At 71.1% G+C, this 20,900-nt stretch carries 22 protein-coding genes and 1 pseudogene; 14 read left to right on the top strand and 9 right to left on the bottom strand.

The genetic code is table 11. From position 1 onward, the window contains the following. Nucleotides 1–170 precede the first annotated feature (170 nt). Together ACFY0U_RS35860 and ACFY0U_RS35855 are read right to left on the bottom strand one after the other, a co-directional pair. Nucleotides 171–974 carry a class I SAM-dependent methyltransferase gene (locus tag ACFY0U_RS35860; RefSeq protein ID WP_388642953.1) on the bottom strand — a complete coding sequence of 268 codons (804 nt, stop codon included), beginning with the start codon at nucleotides 972–974 and terminating at the stop codon, nucleotides 171–173. 20 nt (nucleotides 975–994) lie between these two features. After that, entirely contained in the window at nucleotides 995–1,912 is a 918-nt protein-coding gene (locus tag ACFY0U_RS35855) for an EamA family transporter (protein WP_388642950.1), read from the bottom strand. Nucleotides 1,913–1,951: 39 nt separating this feature from the next. Here ACFY0U_RS35855 and ACFY0U_RS35850 point away from each other — a divergent pair, with 39 nt between their 5' ends. Then, nucleotides 1,952–2,476: a MarR family winged helix-turn-helix transcriptional regulator gene (locus ACFY0U_RS35850; protein ID WP_388642948.1), complete on the top strand. Its 525-nt coding sequence runs from the start codon at nucleotides 1,952–1,954 to the stop codon at nucleotides 2,474–2,476. 23 nt (nucleotides 2,477–2,499) lie between these two features. Here ACFY0U_RS35850 and ACFY0U_RS35845 read toward each other — a convergent pair whose 3' ends face one another. The 4 genes from ACFY0U_RS35845 to ACFY0U_RS35830 form a co-directional block, all read right to left on the bottom strand. Beyond that, complete coding sequence (locus tag ACFY0U_RS35845; protein ID WP_388642947.1) at nucleotides 2,500–3,471, bottom strand: NAD(P)-dependent alcohol dehydrogenase; 972 nt, start codon at nucleotides 3,469–3,471, stop codon at nucleotides 2,500–2,502. A gap of 275 nt (nucleotides 3,472–3,746) precedes the next feature. Beyond that, a complete protein-coding gene (locus tag ACFY0U_RS35840) occupies nucleotides 3,747–4,466 on the bottom strand; it encodes a DUF1775 domain-containing protein (protein WP_388642944.1) in 720 nt (239 codons plus the stop codon). A gap of 57 nt (nucleotides 4,467–4,523) precedes the next feature. Further along, nucleotides 4,524–5,150 carry a hypothetical protein gene (locus tag ACFY0U_RS35835; protein ID WP_388642942.1) on the bottom strand — a complete coding sequence of 209 codons (627 nt, stop codon included), beginning with the start codon at nucleotides 5,148–5,150 and terminating at the stop codon, nucleotides 4,524–4,526. An 83-nt stretch (nucleotides 5,151–5,233) separates the two neighbouring features. Then, nucleotides 5,234–5,746 carry a hypothetical protein gene (locus tag ACFY0U_RS35830; RefSeq protein ID WP_388642940.1) on the bottom strand — a complete coding sequence of 171 codons (513 nt, stop codon included), beginning with the start codon at nucleotides 5,744–5,746 and terminating at the stop codon, nucleotides 5,234–5,236. A gap of 335 nt (nucleotides 5,747–6,081) precedes the next feature. Between ACFY0U_RS35830 and ACFY0U_RS35825 the strand changes: the two genes are divergently transcribed. From ACFY0U_RS35825 to ACFY0U_RS35780, 10 genes are all read left to right on the top strand, one after another. Then, complete coding sequence (locus ACFY0U_RS35825) at nucleotides 6,082–7,380, top strand: extracellular solute-binding protein (protein WP_388642938.1); 1,299 nt, start codon at nucleotides 6,082–6,084, stop codon at nucleotides 7,378–7,380. A gap of 7 nt (nucleotides 7,381–7,387) precedes the next feature. Continuing rightward, nucleotides 7,388–8,329, top strand: a complete 942-nt coding sequence (locus ACFY0U_RS35820; protein ID WP_388642936.1) for a carbohydrate ABC transporter permease — start codon at nucleotides 7,388–7,390, stop codon at nucleotides 8,327–8,329. Then, nucleotides 8,326–9,147 (top strand): carbohydrate ABC transporter permease, encoded by an 822-nt coding sequence (locus ACFY0U_RS35815; protein WP_388642934.1) that lies wholly within the window; start codon nucleotides 8,326–8,328, stop codon nucleotides 9,145–9,147. Before ACFY0U_RS35820 ends, ACFY0U_RS35815 begins: the two co-directional genes overlap by 4 nt. Next, nucleotides 9,144–10,319, top strand: a complete 1,176-nt coding sequence (locus ACFY0U_RS35810; RefSeq protein ID WP_388642932.1) for an ROK family protein — start codon at nucleotides 9,144–9,146, stop codon at nucleotides 10,317–10,319. Before ACFY0U_RS35815 ends, ACFY0U_RS35810 begins: the two co-directional genes overlap by 4 nt. A 2-nt stretch (nucleotides 10,320–10,321) precedes the next feature. Then, nucleotides 10,322–11,842 (top strand): GMC oxidoreductase, encoded by a 1,521-nt coding sequence (locus tag ACFY0U_RS35805; RefSeq protein WP_388642930.1) that lies wholly within the window; start codon nucleotides 10,322–10,324, stop codon nucleotides 11,840–11,842. A gap of 16 nt (nucleotides 11,843–11,858) precedes the next feature. Next, complete coding sequence (locus ACFY0U_RS35800; RefSeq protein WP_388642928.1) at nucleotides 11,859–12,473, top strand: nucleoside deaminase; 615 nt, start codon at nucleotides 11,859–11,861, stop codon at nucleotides 12,471–12,473. Continuing rightward, entirely contained in the window at nucleotides 12,470–13,414 is a 945-nt protein-coding gene (locus tag ACFY0U_RS35795; protein WP_388642926.1) for a sugar phosphate isomerase/epimerase family protein, read from the top strand. The genes ACFY0U_RS35800 and ACFY0U_RS35795 overlap by 4 nt, the downstream gene beginning before the upstream one ends. A gap of 9 nt (nucleotides 13,415–13,423) precedes the next feature. Then, nucleotides 13,424–13,639 carry a hypothetical protein gene (locus ACFY0U_RS35790; RefSeq protein WP_388642924.1) on the top strand — a complete coding sequence of 72 codons (216 nt, stop codon included), beginning with the start codon at nucleotides 13,424–13,426 and terminating at the stop codon, nucleotides 13,637–13,639. 33 nt (nucleotides 13,640–13,672) lie between these two features. Continuing rightward, the gene (locus ACFY0U_RS35785) at nucleotides 13,673–14,497 is read left to right on the top strand and encodes a hypothetical protein (protein WP_388642921.1); all 825 of its coding nucleotides are present in this window, start codon (nucleotides 13,673–13,675) and stop codon (nucleotides 14,495–14,497) included. A gap of 184 nt (nucleotides 14,498–14,681) precedes the next feature. After that, nucleotides 14,682–15,620: a hydrolase gene (locus ACFY0U_RS35780; protein WP_388642919.1), complete on the top strand. Its 939-nt coding sequence runs from the start codon at nucleotides 14,682–14,684 to the stop codon at nucleotides 15,618–15,620. Between the two features lie 83 nt (nucleotides 15,621–15,703). Here the strand turns inward: ACFY0U_RS35780 and ACFY0U_RS35775 are convergent. Continuing rightward, nucleotides 15,704–15,850: pseudogene (locus tag ACFY0U_RS35775) on the bottom strand (5-methyltetrahydropteroyltriglutamate--homocysteine methyltransferase); the annotation flags it as partial. A gap of 82 nt (nucleotides 15,851–15,932) precedes the next feature. Continuing rightward, nucleotides 15,933–16,658 carry a carbonic anhydrase gene (locus ACFY0U_RS35770; protein ID WP_388642917.1) on the bottom strand — a complete coding sequence of 242 codons (726 nt, stop codon included), beginning with the start codon at nucleotides 16,656–16,658 and terminating at the stop codon, nucleotides 15,933–15,935. Between the two features lie 523 nt (nucleotides 16,659–17,181). Between ACFY0U_RS35770 and ACFY0U_RS35765 the strand changes: the two genes are divergently transcribed. The 3 genes from ACFY0U_RS35765 (at nucleotide 17,182) to ACFY0U_RS35755 (ending at nucleotide 19,869) form a co-directional block, all read left to right on the top strand. Continuing rightward, nucleotides 17,182–17,526, top strand: a complete 345-nt coding sequence (locus tag ACFY0U_RS35765; RefSeq protein ID WP_388642914.1) for a DUF485 domain-containing protein — start codon at nucleotides 17,182–17,184, stop codon at nucleotides 17,524–17,526. Further along, nucleotides 17,520–19,118 carry a cation acetate symporter gene (locus ACFY0U_RS35760; protein WP_388642912.1) on the top strand — a complete coding sequence of 533 codons (1,599 nt, stop codon included), beginning with the start codon at nucleotides 17,520–17,522 and terminating at the stop codon, nucleotides 19,116–19,118. Before ACFY0U_RS35765 ends, ACFY0U_RS35760 begins: the two co-directional genes overlap by 7 nt. 91 nt (nucleotides 19,119–19,209) lie before the next feature. Beyond that, nucleotides 19,210–19,869, top strand: a complete 660-nt coding sequence (locus ACFY0U_RS35755) for a YceI family protein (protein WP_388642911.1) — start codon at nucleotides 19,210–19,212, stop codon at nucleotides 19,867–19,869. 12 nt (nucleotides 19,870–19,881) lie between these two features. Here the strand turns inward: ACFY0U_RS35755 and ACFY0U_RS35750 are convergent, their stop codons facing one another. After that, on the bottom strand, nucleotides 19,882–20,862 hold the full coding sequence (locus tag ACFY0U_RS35750) for an NADPH:quinone reductase (protein WP_388642909.1): 981 nt from the start codon (nucleotides 20,860–20,862) through the stop codon (nucleotides 19,882–19,884). Nucleotides 20,863–20,900: the final 38 nt, after the last annotated feature.

Raw genomic sequence — 20,900 nt, 5'->3', positions numbered from 1 at the left:
CTCCTCCGCGGGGACGCCGGACTCGAGCCACGCCTGCCGGTGTCGCTCCCTCGGCCGGACGTCGACCCTGACGCAGTCGCTGCCTATGAAACTGCGGGCCCGCAGGGTCAGTCCGTCGGGTGTGCCGCCAGAGAGATTCAGATGCACCGGACGGACGCTGCCGGGCGCGGTCAGTGATCCTGCTTGCTCCCCCGTACGGCCCACGCGCGGGCTTTCAGGGCGATCGTGCCGTCGGCCCCGGCCGGCACTCGGTCGCGCAGCGTCCTGCGCAGCTGCTCCCGGGTGGTCGGTGAGAGGGTGGCGACGTAGCCGGGGGCGGGGCCCTGGCCGGACAGGAACGGGGACCACAGGTCGTCGAAGTGGGGGAAGTGCGTGGTGATGTCGATCGGTGCGACCGTCACCTCGGTCAGCCCGGCCTCGCTCCAGAGGTCGGTCAGGGCGTTCGGGTCGCAGAGCGGGAAGCGGCGGCTCTCGTCGTGGGCCGTCGCCGAGGCGTCCACCGTTGTCGCGGCAGCCCAGAAGTGGCGCAGGAACTCCATGCCCTCGGCGTAGTCCCAGACGTAGGCGGCGACCAGGCCGCCCGGCCGCACCGCGCGCGCCGCCTCGGCGAGCGCGGCACCGGGCGTGGTGAGGAAGTTGAGGACCAGTCCGCTGACGGCCACGTCGAAGACCGCGTTCCGCACCGGCAGGGCCTGGGCGTCCGCCACCGCGAAGCGGGCCGGTTCGGGGGTCGCGGCGCGGGCCGTGGTGACGAACCCGGTGGACGCGTCAAGGCCGAGCAGCGTCCGGGGGCGGCAGCGGGCGGCCACCGTGGCGGTCAGGGCCCCGGAACCGCACCCGATGTCCAGCCACCGTGCGCCGGGCGGGCAGGGGAGCCACGCCACGAACTCGTCGGCCACGAGTCGGCTCCAGCGGCCCATGTACCGCTCGTACGCGTCCCCGGCCGCCCATACGTCGAAGCGTCGTTCGGTCACCCCTCAACCTTGCACCGGCGTCAGCGGCGATCGCAGGCGGAGGGCTCAGCTGCGGGAGGCGTGAGGGCTCGCGGACGGGAGTCCCCTCGCCCCGAGCGCGCGGGCCTGCCCAGGATCACGCCGATCAACACGAGCGCCAGCCCGCACAGTTGCCGGCCCGTCATCGCCTCGCCCGCGACGGCCGTGCCGAGCAGCACGCCGGTCACCGGGTTGAGCAGCCCGATCAGACCCACGGTCGCCGCGGGCAGATGGCGCAGTCCGGCGAACCAGAGGGTGAAGGCCAGCGCGGTGGCGACCAGGGAGACATAGCCGAAGGCGAGCAGCGCCGACGGGGAGAGCGCGGGCGGCGGGCCCTCCACGACCGCCGCGACCGGCAGCAGGAACACCGCTCCGGCGGTGAGCTGCCAGGCGGTGGAGGCGAGCACGTCCGTCCCGGCGTTCCACCGCTTGGTCAGGATGTGGCCGAAGGCCGACACCAGCATCGCCCCCGCCGAGGCGAGGACGCCCGGCACGTTCACCCCGCCCTCTCCGGTGAGCAGCATCAGGCACACCCCGCCGAGCCCGACCGCCGCACCGGCCAGATGCGCGAGGCCGGGCCGCTCGGCGACCAGCGGCCAGGCGATGAGCATCATCGTCAGCGGGGACATCGCCATGACGGTCGAGGCGACGCTCGTCGGAAGCAGCTGGGACGCGACGTAGACGAGCACGAAGAACACGCTCACATTGAGCAAGCCCAGCACCGCCGCCCGCCCCCACCACGCGCCGCGCGGCAGCTTCCGGCACAGCGCCAGCAGCACCAGCCCGGCGGGCAGCGCCCGCAGCGCCGCCCCGTACAGCGGGCTGTCCGCCGGCAGGTACTCGTGCGTGACGAAGTAGTTGGTGCCCCAGGCCACCGGCGCGACCGCGGTCAGCGCCACCCAGCGCGCATTACCTTCCATGGAAGCTAATATAGCTTCCCGGGAAGGTATTGTGACCGCATGGAACAACTCGACCGCGTGGCCCGCATCCAGGCCGACTGGCGTCGTGAACGGCCCGACGTCGACGTCACCCCGCAAGGAGTGATCGGCCGGCTGCACCGCCTGGCCGACCGGCTCACCGAGGAGCTGTGCCTCGTCTACGGCGACTACGGCCTGAGCGAGGGGGAGTTCGACGTCCTATGTGCCCTGCGCCGCGCCGGTGAGCCCTACGAACGGGCGCCCGGCGAGCTCGCCGCCCACACCATGGTCACCACCGGCGCGATGACGAAACGGATCGACCGTCTGGAGCGCGCCGGACTCGTCACCCGCCGACGGGCCGACGACGACCAGCGGGGCCGGATCGTCGCCCTCACCAGACCCGGCCGCGAACTGATCGACCGGGCCTTCACCGACCACATGCGCAACGAACGCCGGCTCCTGGACCTGCTGACACCCACCGAGGCCGAGACCCTCGAAACGCTCCTGACGACCTGGCTCGCCCGCGTGGAATCCCCCGGCGGTCAGGAGGGCGCGCGCACCGGCTGACTCCAGGGCCGCCGCACGTCGCTTCAGACCGTGACGACCAGCTTGCCCCGCGGATGCCCCTTCTCCAGGTGGCGTACGGCGTCGGCCGCCTCGGCGAGGGGGTAGGCGCGGTCGATGACCGGAGTGATCGCGCCCGTCTCGACCAGCGCCTTGAGCGTGAGGAGGTCCTGCTGCCGGGTGGCCGCGAACAGGGGTCGGAAGCGCTGGCCGACGAAGGCCGAGAGCACCAGACCGCGGACCCACCGGTCCAGACCGCCGAGCACGGGGCCCGCGTCCTCGCCGCCGACGAAGACGGCCGTACCGCGCGGGGCCAGGATGCGGCGCAGCCGGGAGAGGGAACGGTTGCCGGCGGAGTCGACGATCAGGTCGTAGCGAACGGGCCGGTCGGTGACGTCCTCGTGGGTGTAGTCGATGACGTCGGTGGCACCGAGCGAGCGGACCAGGTCGGCCGCGGTGGGGCCGCAGACGCCGGTGACCTCGGCGCCGTAGTGCGCCGCGAGCTGGACGGCGTAGGTCCCCACCCCGCCCGACGCCCCGATGACGAGGACCTTCTGTCCTGGGCGGGGGCGCGCCACGTCGAGGGCCTGGAGGGCGGTGACACCGGAGACGGGCAGGACGGCGGCCTGTTCGAAGGAGAGACTCGCGGGCTTGACGGCGAGCTGTTCGGCCTTGCCGCGCGCGTACTCGGCGAAGGAGCCGTCGCACTGGCCGAAGACCTCGTCGCCGGGCTTGAAGCCGCTGACCTCGGCGCCCACCGCCTCGACCCGACCGGCGGCGTCCCAGCCGCGCACGGTGTGCGCGGGGCGGCGCAGCCCGAGCTGGGGACTGAGCCGGGCGATGTAGGGCCGTCCGGTCATCAGATGCCAGACGCTCGGGTCGACGCCGGCGGCCCGCACCTCGACGAGCACCTCGTCGTCACGGGGGACGGGACGGTCGATGTCCCGCAGGTGCAGGGTGTCGGTGGAGCCGTAGGCGTTCTGGACGATGGCCTTCATAGGGGGCTCTCCTTGACCGCCGATTGGTCGGGATTCCCTCGGATCGTCGCGGTGAACCGTGCCGGTGGCCAGTGTTCGGGGTAGGACTGCGTCAGGTAGTCGAGGAGAAGGCGGACGCGATGCGCAGGATTCCTGTCCGGGCCGTCCAGGTGGTGGGTGTGCTCGCCGCGGTGGTGGTCGCGCTGTGGCTGGCGACCGTGCTCGTCAAGAACTTCTGAGAAAGGGCCCCCGCACCGCGGACTACCGTGTGTGCGAGGGCCCTTGGAGACTGCTGCCTACTGCTGAGCGCCGCCCCGTCGGCGTACGACGAGGGCGACCGCCCCGGCCACGAGCACGACCGCCGCCGCGATACCGATCCACGCGCCCGTGGACAGTCCGCTGTCCTCGTCCTGCTCGGTGTCGGCGGCCTGCGGGGTGGGGGAGACGCTGGTCTGCGCGGCGGTGGGCGTCGGTGTCGGGGTCGGCGACGCGCTGGGGGTGGGGCTCACCGTGGTCGCGCCCGGCGCGGCCGCCTTCAGTTCGAGGACCGGGGCCTCGTTGCCGTGCCCGTGGCCGTGACCGTCGTCGGACTCGCCCAGTTCGATCCAGCGGTCGACCTTGCCGTCGCTGTAGGTCTGGAGAGTCTTGAACACCAGCTCCTTCGCGTCGGGCAGCTGCCGTACGACGACCGAGTGCTCGACGTCGCCACCGACCTTCACGGCCGGGCCCTTGACGGTGTAACCGTCGTCCGTGGTGGCGAACTTCCAGCCCTCGGGGCCGTCCTCGTACGTCACGTCGGACGGGGCGATGCCCTTGGGCAGGATCACGCGGAGCTGGGTGATGCCGGCGGTGGCCGACTCCGACTCGGCGCTGAAGGTGAGTTCGACGTTCTGCGCGAGGGCCTGCGCGTTCTTGGCCTCGACCTCCACATGGGCGGCGGCCGGAACGGCGGTGAGCAGAACGGCGGTTGCCGCGGCCGCGGTGGCGACGGCGAGGCGGCGGGTGGTGCGGGACATGGGTGTCTCCAGGCAGGGGGGTGTGCCGGGGCGGCCGTAACCGGCGTCCCGGCTGGGTCAGTTGACGTCAGCCGACCCGGACGCGGGAGGACCGCGCCGTACCACCGCATACGCGAGCACCGCACCGGTGGCCGCGGACCGTCCGGGCTCCACCGGTCCGGGAACCGGCGGCCGGAGCCGCACGCCCGTCCCAGGGCGGGTCAACACCGTGCGCACGGCGGCGACATGGGCGCGCGCCGCGTCGAGCACCGCGGCCAGGCCGCGCGCGAGGGTCCAGCAGGCCGCGTCCGCGCGGTGCAGCAGGACCGCGACGAGTACGGCGGCCCCGGCGTGGGCCGCCGCCATGGCCACGGAGTCGTAGGAGCTCGTGTGGGCGCCCTGCACAGGGTGACCGTGCTGGTGAGCGGAGGGTTGTGCGTGCGCGCCGAGTGTCAGCCACAGGTGCAGCCCGGACTGGCCCACGACACTGACGGCCACGACCGTCGCGACGTGCCGGGGACGGCGTACGCCGACCAGGCCCAGGCCGAAGAGCGCGGCGGCCACGGCCGAGCCCTGCGCCCACGGTACGGCGCCCTCGGCGGCCAGATGGTGGGCGCTGACCCCCAGCACCGTGCCGACGACGGCGAACACCGCGGCCCGCAGGACGGGCAGGGGCGCTGGACGGTGCGTGGCGGGTTGGTGCATGACCTGCTCATCTTGGGCCATGGGTCGCTCGGAGCGCAGGCCGGTCGGCAAATGAGACGGACGCCTCGGCCGGGGTCAGGGCGTCACAGCTTGAAGACCACGCCGCGCCATGTCCATCCCGCGCCGAGGACCGCAGCGCGCAGCGGGTCCTTGAGCTCCGCGGGATCGAAGCGGAACACCTCCGTCCGGTGCCTCCGGCCGTCGGCCCCGCGCTCGTACGTCCACTGCCGGCTGACCGTGGAGACCTGCCCGCGGGAGTACTCACCGGAGATGGCCAGCCGCGGTGTCTCCCCGACCCAGGTGACCTGCCACTGCTCGTCGACGGTACGCACCTCGTGGTCGTCCGGGACCAGACGCATCCGCGTCTTGAGGGTCGACGTGAGCTGGGTGCGGGCGAAGAAGGTGTGCCAGGCGGGTTCCTCGATCCGCCACTCCGCGACGAGGTCGGCGCGCTCGTCGGGCAGGGCGTCGCGCACGACGTAGGGCACATCGGGCCCGTTGACGGCGAGCAGCGCGGTCCGGACCTCCTCGGCGGAACGCGGCGCGATGCCGCTCTCGGGATGACGCGTGCCGGTCAGCTTGTCGAAAAGGCCCATCGGGTCAACCTATGGACGGGTGGTGCGAATCGGCAAACGTGGTCGACGAGGAGCGACGGTCTGCCCTTTGCGATATCCCCCCAGGTCCACGCCCCGCTCGCCGACGCGATACCCGGGGCACACGGCGAAGGCCTGATCGTGATTTCGCTACAAGTTCCGAAATTATTCGGCGCCGACCGCGCCACGTGGCCGAAACACATCCTTCGTAGCGTCGCTGTCAACGCCACGGATCCCGTCCGACTCGGGGGATCCATCGCGCCGAATTGGCTACTTCCCCCGAAAACCCCACCGCTGTCCGCGGCGTCTCCCGCGCTGCCCTGAGACAGGAGCCCCTTGTGCCCAACCTCACCCGACGCGGTGCCCTGCGGCTGACCGCCGGTATGGCTCTCGGCGCCGCCCTTCCCCTGGCGGGCTGCGGGCGCAATGACGACACCGCGGCGACCGGCAGTGCCGAGCGCGTGGACGACTCCCCGGCCAAGGGCACGGTGACCGTCTGGGCCGCGCAGGGCGACGCCGATGTGCTGGACAAGGTCGTCAAGCCGTTCAAGGCCGACAACCCCGACCTCGTCGTGAAGACCACGCTGATCCCGAACGGCGAGTACTACACGAAGCTCCAGTCGGCGATCGCGGCCGGCAAGGGGCCCGACGTGGCCCAGCTCTTCCCGGAGTCGCAGGCGCAGTTCGTCGATCCGTCGATCCTCAGACCCGTGCCGGACGGTCTCGTCGACCCGGGCAGCTTCTTCACGAGCCTCTGGGACGCGGGCGTGGTGAAGGACGTCGCCTACACGGTGCCCTGGTACGCGTACACCTACGCGCTCGTGTACCGCTCCGACCTGGCCGGGAAGGCGGGGGTGAAGGCGCCGAAGACCTGGGACGACACGGTGCCGTTCCTCAAGGCGCTCCAGGGCGCCGGCGCCCGGCGCGGGCTGGGCGCCGACATCGGCTGGGACGTCTTCAACGGCCAGGACGTCGCGATGTACGCCTGGCAGGCCGGCGGCTCCCTGATGTCCGCCGACGGGAAGTGGACCCTCGACACGGCCGAGATGGCGGACGCGCTGACGTACAACGCGTCGTTCTTCACCGCGAAGACCGCCGACACCAGCACTCCCACCTTCCTCGACGCACAGCCGTACTTCGTCTCCGGAAAGACGGCCGCCATGATCACCGGCCCATGGGTCGTCGGCCAGCTCGACACCGCCGCGAAGAAGGACGGCTGGACGGCCTCGCACGTCGCCACCGCACCCCTGCCCGCCGGATCCGCCGGCAGCGCCTCCTTCTCGGCCGGCGGCAGCTGGGGCGTGCTCGCCGGCAGCGGCAACACGGACGCGGCCTGGAAGCTGATCCGGTACATCGCCAAGCCGAGCACCCAGGTCGCGCAGTACAAGGCCTACGGCTCGCTGCCCGCCGTCATCTCCGCCTGGGACGACTCCGCCATCGCCGGCCAGCCGCTCCTGGACGCCTTCTTCACCCAGCTGAAGAACACCCGCGCCTTCCCCCAGGTGAGCACATGGCAGCAGGTCGCGACCCGGATGGGCAAGGAGATGGAAGCCGTCGCCAAGGGGACCACGACCGCCGCGAAGGCCGCCTCCGACATCCAGGCCTACGCCGAGAGCGTCGGCACCGGGACGGAGTGAGCCGCCGATGACGAGCACCCTCGTACGGGAGACCCGGGCGGCGCCCCGGCGCGCCCCGGCGACTCCGCGCACGGCGCGCCGCGGTCGCCGTACGGCTGTCGCCTGGCTGTTCCTCGCTCCGTTCGCCCTCGTCTTCCTGCTCTACACGGCGCTCCCCGCCGTCGCCGCGCTCGGCTTCAGCCTCACCGATCTGCGCGGGACGGACCTGCGGCACCCGTTCGCGGTCGACTTCACCGGCATTGAGAACTACCTGCGCCTGTTCCAGGACGAGAGCTTCCTGCGGGACCTCGGCAACACGGCTCTCTTCGTGGCCGTCGGCGTCCCGCTGACCATGGGCTTCGGACTCGCGCTGGCGCTCGCGCTGAACTCCGGCATCCGCCGGCTGCGCGGTGTGCTGCGCTCGGTGTTCTTCGCACCGGTCGTCACGAACGTCGTCGCGGTCGCCCTGATCTGGCAGTACGCCTTCAACGCCGACGGCACCGTCAACAAGGTGCTCGGTGCCGTGGGGTTCGCCGGTCCGAACTGGCTGGACGACCCGGATCTGGCGATGCCGGTGGTGATCCTGCTCGGCGTCTGGCGCAACTTCGGCACCGCGATGGTGCTGTTCCTCGCCGGACTCCAGGCCGTTCCGCAGGACGTGTACGAGGCCGCCGCGCTCGACGGGGCGGGACGCTGGCGTCAACTGCGCCACATCACCCTGCCGTTGCTGTTGCCCACCACGCTGATGGTGTCGGTGCTGCTCAGCGTCTTCTACCTCCAGGTCTTCGACGAGCCGTACCTGCTCACCGGCGGTGGCCCGCTGGGCTCCACGGAGTCGGTGGCGCTGTACACCTACCGCCAGTTCGGGGCGGGGGAGTTGGGGATGTCGTCCGCCGCGTCGTTCGTGACGCTCGTGCTCGTCGCCCTGGTGAGCGCCGTCCAGTTCCGGATGCTGAGGTCCCGCACATGACCGCTTCGCGCCGACCCCTGCTCTACGCAGCACTCGTCCTCTGCGCCCTGCTGACCCTGCTCCCCTTCGCGTGGGTGGTGAGCGGCTCGCTGCGCAGCCTGGACGAGATCCGAGCCGACCCCGGCGCCTGGCTCCCGCAGCACGTCACCTTCGACAACTTCACGCGCCTGTTCGCCATCGAGGGCTTCGGCAGGTTCCTGACCAACAGCATCGTGGTCGCCGCCCTCGTGGTGCTCGGCAACATCGTGGCGGCGTCCGCGGCCGGCTACGCGCTCGCCAAGCTCGACTTCGCGGGCAAGCGGCTGGCGTTCGGCGCGGTGATGGCGGCGCTGATGATGCCGTTCACGGCGGTGTTCGTCCCGCAGTTCGTGATCACCGTCGACATGGGCCTCGCGGACACCCTCAGCGGCATCGCCCTGCCCAGTGTGGCCCTGCCGCTGTCGGTGTTCATCATGCGGCAGTACGCGCTGTCGGTGCCCGACGAACTGCTGGAGGCGGCCCGGATCGACGGCGCGGGGGAGTTCCGTATCTTCTTCCGGATCTTCCTCCCGCTGGCGGGTCCCGCCCTCGCGACGATCACGATCATGTCGTTCCTGAACTCGTGGAACAACTTCATCTGGCCGCTGATCGTCGCCCAGAGCACCTCCACCTACACCCTCCCGGTCGGCCTCGCCGCGACCAGTCAGGCGGACTCGCACGTCACCGACTACGGCCTGATGCTCGCCGGTGCGATCGTCGTGATGCTGCCGGTGCTGGTCCTCTTCCTGTTCCTGCAACGCCACTTCGTGCGCGGCATCGCCGGAACGGGGATGCGATGAGAACCACGGCCCCCCAGCCGCTGACGCCGGGCATGAACCAGAGCGCCGTGCGACGCGTCAACACCTCGGTCATCCTCCGGGCCTTGGCGGTGTCGGCGGGACCGATGAAACTGTCCGCCCTCGCCGAACGGACCGGGCTGTCCCGCCGCACCATCGAGATCGTCCTGGACACCCTCGTCGAGGCGGGCTGGGTGACCGAACTCGACCGCGTCCCGACCAGCGGCTGCGCCGGACGCCCCGCCCGCCGCTACGAACTGCGGGCCGAGCACGCCCTGTTGGCGGCCGTACGCATCACCACCGTCGACGCCGCCGCGGTCGTCGCCGACGTACGCGGCCACATCCTCGGCCGCGCCCACCGCCCGCTGCGCGCCTACCAGGACCCGACGAGCACCCTCGACGACGCGGCGGAACTCGTCCTGGAGGCCCTCGCCGACGCCGGCGGAGCACCGGAGCGGCTGCGCGCGGGCGTGGTCGCGGGCGGCGGCGCCATCGACGACGACGGCGTCGTACGGCGTCTGGTGCACACGACCCGCTGGGAAGGCGTCCACCTGCCCGAGGAGCTCAACCGCCGTATCCGGATGCCGTGGTTCGCCGACAACGACACCAACCTCGGTGCGCTCGCGGAGCGTTGGCGCGGGGTGGCGGGCGACCACGACAACGTCGTATGGGCGATGCTCGGCAACCGCACCGGTCTGGGCATCCTCATACGAGGAGCGGTGCACCGCGGGCTCGACGGAGCCGCGGGCGAGATCGTCGAAGCGGTGTCGCTGCCGGCCGGCTCGGTCGAGAACCGTCCCGTAGCCTGGCTCACCTCACCCGAACCCGCCCGGCGCGGGGTGGCGCTCGCCCGCTTCGAGGCGGCCCGGTCCGGCGACGCCACCGCGCTCGCCGAGGTCGACGAGTTCGTGGCGAACATCGCGTCCATCCTCACCACCCTCTCCTGGACCGTGGCCCCCTCCCTCATCGTGCTCGGCGGCGGCCTGGAGGACGCGGCCGACATCCTGCTGCCCCGGGTGGGCGCCGCCCTGCGCACCGCCCGCACCCCCGCGGTCGAACTCCGCGCCACCGGTCTGGGCCACGACGCCCCGCTCATCGGCGCCGTGAAGCTCGCCCTCGACCGCATGGACACCGAACTGTTCGGCCCCCACGCCCCCGCGCCCCACGGAGTCTGACCGTGCCCCACACCCCCCACGCCGACGTCCTGATCGTGGGCAGCGGCATCATGGGATCCGCCATGGCCCGACTGCTGCGCGACGGCGATCCCGCGCTGAGGATCACCATGGTCGACGGCGGCACCGCGATCGGTGCCTCCCCGGGCCTGCACCTGCACGACCTCGACGACCCCGACCTCTGGGCGCGCTACAACGAACAGGTCGCCACCGGCATCCAGGGCATGTACACCGGCGCCGAGGTGGTCCGCGAGGTCCCCGACCGGCTCACCGACCTCCCGCCCGGCATGTTCCACGCGCTCGCCTTCGGCGAGGACGCCGAGGCCATGCCACAGGCGGCGCTCGCCTGGAACGCGGGCGGCATGGGCGTCCACTGGACCGCCGCGACGCCCTGGCCCGCCGGGGACGAGGTCTTCGACTTCGGCGATCCGGCCGGCTGGGCGGCGGACCTCAGGACCGCGGGCGCACTGCTCGCCGTCACCCCGTCCCCGATCGGCCCGACCGCCGTCGGCCGACGCGTGCTGGACGTCCTGCGCCGCCGCTACGACGCGACCGGACCGCACGACCGGCGCACACAGCCGATGCCCATGGCCGTCACGCCCACCGCGACGGGCCCCATGCCCCGCACCGCCCCGGGCACGATCTTCCCCGCCCTCGCCTCGGGCACGGACCCGGCCTTCACCCTCCTGACCGGCACCCTCGCGACCGCACTCCTCGTCACGGGCGACCGCGTCACGGGCGTACGGCTGCGTCGCACCGCGGACGGCGGGGAGTCCGAACTCCACGCGGACACCGTGGTGTTGTGCGCCGACGCCCTGCGCACCCCCCAACTGCTGTACGCCTCCGGCATCCGCCCCCGGGCGCTGGGCCGCCACCTCAACGAACACGCCTTCGTCACCGCCAGGGTCCTGCTCGACCTCGACCGCTTCGGCCTCACCCTCGACGACCTGCCCCGCGCCCGCCCCGGCGAGTTCTGCACCGACTCCCTCTGGCTGCCGCACAACGGCACCGCCCAGCCCTTCCACGGCCAGATCATGAACCGCACGTACGTGGACGCCGACGACCGCCCCCTCGCGCACTCCGTGGGCCTGTCGCTGTACGTCCCCGTCGAGTCCCGCCCGGAGAACCGGCTCGTGTTCTCACCCACCGAGACCGACCTCGCCGGGATGCCGCGCATCGGCATCGAGTTCGGCTACAGCGACACCGACCGGGAGCTGATCGGACGGGCGCTCGACGAAGTCCGGTCCCTGGCCGAGGAGTTCGGCCCCTTCGACCCCGCGACCGAACGCGCGCTGCTGCCGCCCGGCTCGTCCCTGCACCTGACCGGAACGGTCCGCGCCGGGACGGCCGACGACGGCACGAGCGTGTGCGACCCGGACGGCCGGGTGTGGGGCTACGACAACCTGTACGTCGCCGGCAACGGGGTGATCCCCACCCCGATGGCCGCCAACGTCACCCTGACCGGCATGGTGACCGCCGTGCGCGCCGCCCGCGCCGTCGCCGCACGACAACTCGCCATCCGCTGAGAGGACTTGAGCAACAGTGATCGACATCGCGAAGGAATACCGCGTGGCGCTCCCGGCGTGGATCGACGACGCCCTCTCGGACGTCCCCGCCGCCGTCCCCGACCGCGAGGAGCGGATGCGCCTCGTGCACCGGCTCGCCGACCGTAACTGGCGCGAGGGCAACGGCGGTCCGTTCGCGGCCCTCGTCGCCGAACAGGACACCGGCCGGATCGTCTCGGTCGGGGTGAACGTCGTCCTCGCCTCCGGTGTGTCCAGCGCCCACGCCGAGGTCGTCGCACTCGGCCTCGCCCAGACCGCGACCGGCGGCTGGGACCTGGGCGGCGACGGCATGCCCGCCCATGAACTGGTCGTCAACTGGCGCCCGTGCGTCCAGTGTTACGGCGCCACGATGTGGTCCGGGGTGCGCGGCCTCGTCGTGGCCGGAGAGGGACCCGAACTGGAGGACATCACCACCTTCGACGAGGGCCCGCTCGGTGCGGACTGGGCCGAGCAGTTCGAGGCGCGCGGCATCAAGGTCGTCGGGGATGTGCTCCGGGAGGAGGCGCTGGCGGTGTTCCGCGGCTATCGGGCGGCCGTCGACGCGGACGGCGCCGGGATCGTCGTCTACAACGCCCGGGGCGGTGCCGAATGACTTCGGGAGCACCCCGCTTCGCGACGGACGTCATCACCTTCTACCACCCGGAGTTCTGGGACCTCGGCTCCGCGGACGCGGTACGCGACTGGGCCGCGGCGCGCCCTCGGCGCTTCTGGGAGCGGCTGACGGACGCGCTGGCCGGGACCGAGGTCACCGGCATCGAGCTGACCTTCGCACCCGGTGACATCGACTCGGTCCTGCGCGCGTACGGCACCGCGACAGCGTTCCGCGAGGCTCTCGCGGCCCGAGGACTGTCGGTGGTGAGCGCCTTCATCGCCGGCGGCGATGCCCCGGACTGGGGCCGCGGGGACAACCTGCCCGCGATCGTCGCCGACGCGGAACGCCGGGCGCGCTTCCTGGCGGAGGCGGGTGCGGACCTCCTGGTCGCGGGCCTGCCGATGCGGACGACGTACGGCACGCGTCCGCCGCTCTTCGTCGACGCCGCGTACATGAGCCGGATGGCGGACATCGCGCATGCGGTGGGCGAGGCGGTCTCCCGGCACGGGGTCCGGCTGGCCTTCCACACGGAGTCGCACAGCACGCTCTGGTACGAGCGGGACATCGACCTGTTCATGGCCCTGACCGACCCGCGCTACGTCTGGCTGTGCCCCGACTCCTGCCACATCGCCCTCGGCGGCGGCGACCCGGTGGCCGTCGCCCGCCGCCACGCCCCGCGGATCGCCCTGGCCCACTGGAAGGACGCGATACGCCCGATCGACGTCCACCTCACCATCGACGACACGGTCTACGCCCAGCAGCAGCCGTACATGACCGAACTCGGCAACGGCATCGTGGACTGGCCGAGCTGGGCCGCGGCGATGGCCCGTACGCCGGGTGCCGGCACGGTGCTGATCGAGCTGGACGAGGCGGCCGATCCCGTGGCCGCGCTACGGGCGGGAACGGCCGTGGCGAGGGCCGCGCGGAGTGCGAGCGCCTAGCATGAGCGGATGTCCTTGGACCTCTTCGCAGGCATCCCGGTCAGCGACTACACGGCGGCCCTCGCCTGGTACGAAGGACTCCTCGACACCCGCGTCGCCGCCATCACCGACCGGGGCCTGCACCCCACGAACCGCGAGACCTACTCCAACGGCGTCCGCAAGATCACCTACCACGACCCGGACGGCAACGAGATCGGGCTCGGGGGCGGTCCCGCATCGACGTAGTGCGCGCGGTCCCGCTCTGGAAAAATCAGCGGCATGGGGGAGTCGGAGTCGGACGATGCTACGGGATCGGACCCGGGGCAAGAACAAGCGAGCAGGCCCTTCCTGACTGCTGTCACGGCATTCGGGAGCGCTGTCGCCCTGGCTTTCACGAGTGTGTTCTTCGGGTGGCTGCCGAACCCATGGGAGGGGGACGACGGGGTCGAGCCCGGACTGGAAGCTCTTTCCTTGTCGGTGGAGGAGGACGTACGGGTTACCGCCGTCCTGGCGGCCGGGGAAAGCAAGGCACCATCCAAGACCACCACGCTGGGTACTCCGATCCTGCTCACCCTGCGCAACAGGGGCGATCTGACCGCCGTGATCACCGACTTCCGGTTCACGGTCAAGCGGGTCTTCCGGGCGACCGATCCGTGCAGGCCGGAACTCCCGCCCACCGGGGGTGGAGTCGCTGTCACGGGCAGCTTCGATGTGACCTTGCCCGACAGAGGCAGCGAGCTGCTTGTCCGGCCCTTCGAGATCCTGCCCGGAAAATCTGAGGCCGTTCAATTCGTCCTCGGTGAGTCCGCAAAGAATCCCTGCTACGAAAAGGAGCAAGGGGCGACACGGGCCTATGTCGTCGCGGTCTCCTATCGTGAAGGGACGGATGAGTCCTTCCGTGACGCGGGGGCCGTGGCGTTCTTGTCGCCACCCGAGGCGTCCCGGTTATTGCTCCAGTTCGCGCAGAAGTTCCCGAAGCTCCGGAAATCAGAGCTCGATTGCACAGGGAAGGTCCACAGGGATCTCGTGCGGGCTGTCGAGGAGTCGGATCGCCATGGGCGTGACGTGGACACCTACTTGAACTTCCTCAAGACCATCAAGTGACGCCCGAGCCGATCAGTATCCGGGTAAGAGCTCTACGTGAACCCCCAGCAGGCCCTGCCGCGCTTCTGGATCTTGTGTGTAGCGTCCAGCCTTGTGTCGGGCGGCAGTCGTGCAACTGCCGTTCTACGCGCGCAGATCAGGTACCCGCACCGCCTCCCGCCCCCCACTTCTGGAGGTTCACCGCATGTTCGGTCTCGGCACGTCCCCCCGTAGACTCACCACCGCCGTCACCGTGTTCGGCCTGCTGGCGACCGGCGCCGCAGTCCAGGCCGCCACCGCCGGTCCGGCGGCCGCGGCCACCCCGCACCGTGTCCTGTTCGACAACGCGCACGCCGAGACGGCCGGCAACGCCGACTGGATCGTGTCCACCAGCCAGCCGGACCCGACGGGTGAGGACTCTTCGCCCTCCGGCGAGACGGACTGGACGGGCGCGCTGTCCTCGTGGGGTGTGGCGCTTCAGCAGACCGGCGACTACTCGCTGGACACCCTGCCGTCGGGCTCCAGCCTCACCTACGGAGGCTCCTCGGCGACCGACCTGTCGAACTTCGACACGCTGGTCCTGCCGGAGCCCAACACGCTGTTCACCACGGCGGAGAAGACCGCCATCATGACCTTCGTGCAGAACGGCGGCGGTCTGTTCATGATCTCCGACCACACCGGCGCCGACCGCAACAACGACGGCGAGGACGCGGTCGAGGTCCTCAACGACCTGATGACGAACAACAGCGTCGACTCCACCGACCCGTTCGGCCTCTCCATCGACTCGCTCAGCATCAGCTCCGACTACCCGTCGGCGATCAGCGACAGTACGGACCCGGTGCTGCACGGCTCGTTCGGCACCGTCACCAAGAGCCTGATCGCCAGCGGTACGACGGCCACCCTCAAGCCCGCGGACAACTCGGCCGTCAAGGGCCTTCTCTACCGCACCGGTTACTCCGGCAACACCGGCGCCTTCTTCGCCACCAGCACCTTCGGCAGCGGAAAGATCGCCTTCTGGGGCGACAGCTCCCCGATCGACGACGGCACCGGCCAGTCCGGCAACACCCTCTACGACGGCTGGAACGACACGGGTGCCACCAACGCGGCCCTCGCGCTGAACGCCACCGGGTGGCTCTCCTCGTGACACCGGCCCGCTGAGCCCGCACAAGGGGGATGGCGGGTGCGGCCCCGGAAGCCTTCCCGGAGCCGCACCCGCCATCGGCACACTCAGGCCACGTCGCCCCGGACCTCACGTGCCGCCGCCACCAGGTTCTCCAGCGACACACGCACCTCGGGCCAGGCACGGGTCTTCAGACCGCAGTCGGGGTTCGCCCACAACCGTTCGACCGGCGACGCGCCTTGTCCGGCGGACAGGGCGAACCGGCTGCGAGCTCAGCCTGTGCACGAACACGGGGTCGCCGCCGGTGAGTTCACCGGCGGCGACCCCGTCCTCGGCTCAGGAGAGGCGGTGCACGAGCTGGGTGGTCAGCTCGTAACGGGCCCCTACGACGGCCAGTTCACCGGCGGCCACCTTCGCCGCGAGGTCGGGCTCGGTGGCGATGCGGGAGCGGATGGCGCGGACGTTGGCGTCGATGGTCGCATCGACCCGGGCGGCACCGTCCTTGGTGCGGTCGATGTTCGGGCGTATCTGGTCGGCCAGGTACTGGATGTGGGCGGGCAGCTGCGCACCGGAGATGTCGGACTCGACGGCGGCCTTCACGGCGCCGCAGGACTGGTGCCCCAGGACCACCACCAGCGGGATGTCGAGTTCGAGCACTCCGTACGCGACACTGCCGAGCACGGCCTCGTCCAGCACCTCGCCACCGCTGCGCACCGTCATCAGGTCCCCGAGGCCCTGGTCGAAGACGAGCTCCGGGGGCACCCGGGAGTCGATGCACCCGAGGACGAGGGCGAAGGGATGCTGCCCCGTCGCCAGGGCCTGACGGACCGAGGGTGATTCGTCGGGGTGCCGCTCGCGGTAGGTGCGCCAGCGCAGGTTGCCCGCCGCCAGTTCCCGCAGCGCCTCGTCGGGGGTGCCCGGTCGAGGACGCGTGGTGGTGGGGGTCGCGGAGGCGGGGGTCGTGCCGAGGGTCAGGCCCGCGCCGACGGCTGCGGCGCCGGTGAGCCCGGCGCGCAGGAGTGCGCGGCGCCCGGCTCTGTGGGGAGTGTCTTGAGAGTTCACGGGGACGAACGTATGACCGAGTCCGGCGCCGGTCCGTGGCGTTGCCAAACCATGGCGAAGCGCGGGGAAAGCGTGACGCGATCTTGGTCGGCTCTTGGTCTTACCCGGTGCCGTTCTTGGTGTGACGGTCTCGACAACCGCCTTGCTGTGCACTGCATTTGAGACAACCTGGCTGGGGAGAAGGTTCAGACCTGATCCGCGGAGAGTCCTTTTCCCAGGCTGTACAGGGGGGCGTCGCGGACGCCGGAGCGTGTGAATGAGTCAGGGCGGGAATCGGCCTTGTTCATCCCGTTGATAGTTCAACGTGCGCGCTGCGAGAATCCCCGTCCCGACCCCGTTGTGGCATTTCGCATCACGCGAATTTCTGATTCACCATTCCCCCACGAAGTCCGCACAGAGCGTGGCTCTGGCCTGCCTCCGCGCAAAGCAGCGAAGAAGGTGCATTGTGTCACGGCACTCCATGCCGTTCGGCGCGCCGCCGCCGTACTCCGAAACCCCCCATGAATCCACGGAGCGCTCATCGGTGGCGCACGATCCCGCCTACCGGACACTCCGCCGCGCCCACCGGCAGTTCGGAGTTCGGGCCACGGCCGTCGCCGTCGGCGGATTCCTGACGTACGTCCTGCTGTCCAGCTTCGTCCCCGCTCTGATGAACAGCTCCCTCAGCGGCCACCTCACCGTGGGACTGGCCCTGGGACTCGGGCAGCTCGTGCTGATGGGCGTCATCGTGTGGCGCTATCTCGTGCACCACCGCACCCACATCACCCCCGTCGTCCGAGGGCTGCGCGGGCTCGCCCGCCAGCAGGAGGCCGCGAGGCGGGCGCGATCGAGCGCGGATCCCCGTGAGGGGGGCCCGCGCCGATGGTGACCACCGGCGCCGCGGTCGTGGACCGCTTCAGCCTGCAACTGACGCTCGTGCTCTTCCTGTCCGTGGTCGTCGTCACCCTGTTCACCGCGTTGCTGACCGCACCGCAGGGCGACGAGATCAGCGAGTTCTACCTCGGCAACCGACTGATGTCCCCGCTGCGCAACGGGCTGGCCATGTGCGGCGACTACCTGTCCGCCGCGACCCTGCTGGGCAGCACCGGTCTGGTCGCCCTGACCGGCTACGACGGACTGCTGTACCTGTGCGGCACCGCCGTCGCCTGGATGATGGTCCTGCTGATCATCGCCGAACCCCTGCGCAACGCCGGCAGGTTCACCCTGGGCGACACCCTCGCCTACCGCCTGCCCCGTATGCAGCGACCGGTGCGCCTCGCCCTGGCCGTGTGCACCCTCGCCATCGCCACTCTCTACCTGGTCGCCCAACTCGTGGGCAGCGTCGCCCTGCTGACCCAGTTCACCGGCGAGCCCAGCGCCACCACCCGCACCCTGTGCGTGGTCGTCATCGGCACCATCGTCATCGTGTACGCCGCCATCGGCGGCATGCCCGGCGCCACCTTCATCCAGGTCGTCAAGGCCGTGATGCTGATCTGCGGGGTCACCGTGACCGCCGTGATGGTGCTGCACCGCTTCGACTGGAACGTCGACGCGCTGCTGGCCGCCGCCGCGGACAACAGCGGGCAGGGGCAGCGGTTCCTGGAACCCGGCCTGCGCTACGGCGGCAGCACCACGAGCAAACTGGACTTCTTCAGCCTCCAGTTGGCCATCGTGCTCGGCCTCGCCGCGCTTCCGCACGTGATGATGCGGCTCCTCGCCCCCAAGCAGGTCAGTGTCCTGCGCTCCTCGGTGGTGTGGGCCATGGGCCTGGTCAGCCTCGTCTGCCTGGCCGCGGGCATCCTCGGCCTGGGGGCCACCGCCGTCGTGGGGCGGGACACCATCGCGCGGACCGACCGCAAGGGCGACGCCGCCGTCCTGCTGCTGGCCCAGGACCTCGGCGGCGGCCTGCTGACCGCCCTGCTGTCCTGTCTGGCCTTCGTCACCCTCCTCGCCGTCGCCGCGGGCCTCACCCTGGCCGCGGCCTCCTCCCTCGCCCACGACCTCTACGGCGAGGTGATCCGCAAGGGCCGGGCAAAGGAGACCGAGGAACTGGCCGTGGCCCGCCTCGCGGCGGCCGTCATCGGCGTCCTCGGCATGCTGCTCGCGCTGATCTCCTGGGGCGCGAACACGGCGACCCTCGCGTTCCTCGCCTTCGCGATCGCCGCCTCCGCCCTCCTGCCGACCCTCGTCTACACCCTGTTCTGGCGCCGGTTCACGGCACAGGGCGCCCTGCTCAGCCTCTGCGGCGGTCTGCTGAGCTCCGTCCTGCTCGTGGTCTTCTCGCCGGTGGTTTCCTCGACTTCCGCCTCGCTCTACCCGTCCGCCGATTTCGCCCTGTTTCCCCTCCAGAATCCCGGCATTGTCTCCATTCCGGCCGGATTCCTCCTCGGTTGGCTGGGCTCGGTGTTGAGCAGTCCGCAATCGCCCGAAAGCTATGAGGACTTCGAGGTGCGCACCCTTGTCGGAGCAGACCAGGAGTGAACTCGACGATGGCATGGGGAATTTGTGGAGTTTTTGTTCATCGATGGTCAGGGCTTGCGGCAACAACTTCCGTACAGTAACTAGGTGAATCATGAAATTGTTCAGCCGTGACACTGCGTTCCGCCGCACGGAGCGCACCGTCACGCCCCAGCCCCCCACCGTGCCGCCGACCGCCGGCACCGCACTCCTCCCGGACCCGGCGCTGGCGCCCCTGACCGGCGAATGGGTCATCGACCCGGCCCACAGCAGGATCGGCTTCTCCGTACGGCACGCGATGGTGACCACGGTCCGCGGAGCCTTCGCGGAGTACCAAAGCCGCCTGTACTTCGACGGCCGCGATCCGTCCCGCTCACAGGCCGAGATCGTGCTGTCGACCGGCAGCGTCGACACCGGTGTGGAACAGCGCGACGCCCACCTCGTGGGCCGTGACTTCCTCGACGCGCGGAACTACCCCCGCATGCGCTTCGCGAGCACCGCCGTGGAGATGGTCGGCAACGATGTCTACCGCATGACCGGCGACCTCACCATCAAGGCCACCACCCGCCCCGTGGTCCTGGAACTCACCTACATCGGCCATGTCACCGACCCCTTCGGATACCAGCGGGCCGGCTTCGACGGCACCACCACCATCAACCGCACGGACTGGGGCCTGAACTACGACTCCAAACTGGCCGAGGGCGGGGCCATGGTGAGTGAGAAGGTCCGCCTCCAGTTCGACATCGCGGCCATCCGTACCGCGCCGGTCGGCTGAACCCGCCTCGGTTCAACCGGGGATCGTGACCAGCACGCGGCCGCGGCTCCCGGCGTCGACACGGTCGTGGGCCTTGGCGATCTCCTCCAGCGGAACGAGCTCGGCGACGGCGACGCGCAGGGCACCGACGGCGGCAGCGGCGGTGAGGTCGCGCGCCGCCTGCCGCTTGGCCTCGGCGGGAAAGTCGTCGCTGCCGATCAGACGGAGGGTGACGTTGTTGAACAGCAACGGCCAGAACGGGATGCCGGTCCGGTCGGCGCCGGTGGCGTAGGCGGCGACGACCGCCTCGTTCGCGGCCACCGCGTTGTCCAGGTCGGCGTTGTCCGACAGGGACACCTCCACGATCCGGTGCACACCACCGGGGGCGTACGCGCGGATCGTCGCGGCGGGGTCCGGCGAGTCCAGGGCCACGGCGTGCGCCACGACGTCCGGGTCGACACGTTCGAGGTCCGCGCGGCGCCGTACGGTGGCGACGACGGTCGCCCCGCCCCAGCGGGCAAGCTGCGCGGCCAGCGAGCCGACCCCGCCCAGGACCCCGTGCACCAGCACGATCCGGCCGTCGACCGGGCCGTCCGCGAACACAGCGCGGTGCGCCGTGATCCCCGGAATGCCCAGACTCGCGCCGAGCTCGTCGCCCAGGTGGTCGGGCAGCGGTACCGCCAATTCCTCGGGTACGACCGTGTACTGCGCGGCCGTGCCGAACGCCCGGTAGGACTGCGCCCCGTGCACCCACACCCGCTGCCCGACGCGACGCGCGCTCACCCCGGCGCCGACCGCGTCGACGACGCCCGCGGCATCGCTGTGCGGGATCACCCGGGGGAACGGCATCGACGAGCCGAGCCAGCCCCGCCGCTTCTTGGTGTCGCCGGGATTGACGCCCGACACCGTGACACGCACCCGGACCTCGCCGGGACCGGGCTCCGGATCGGGGAGCTCGCCGACGCGCAGCACCTCGGCGGCGGGGCCCTGCGCGTCGTACCAGGAAGCGAGCATGGCGGACCTCCGGGGCCGGTCACCGTCGTAGAAGCACC

Origin of the sequence: Streptomyces sp. NPDC001536, assembly GCF_042894505.1 — a bacterium.
GTDB lineage: Bacteria > Actinomycetota > Actinomycetes > Streptomycetales > Streptomycetaceae > Streptomyces.
This window is presented reverse-complemented; position numbering and strand designations above follow the sequence as displayed.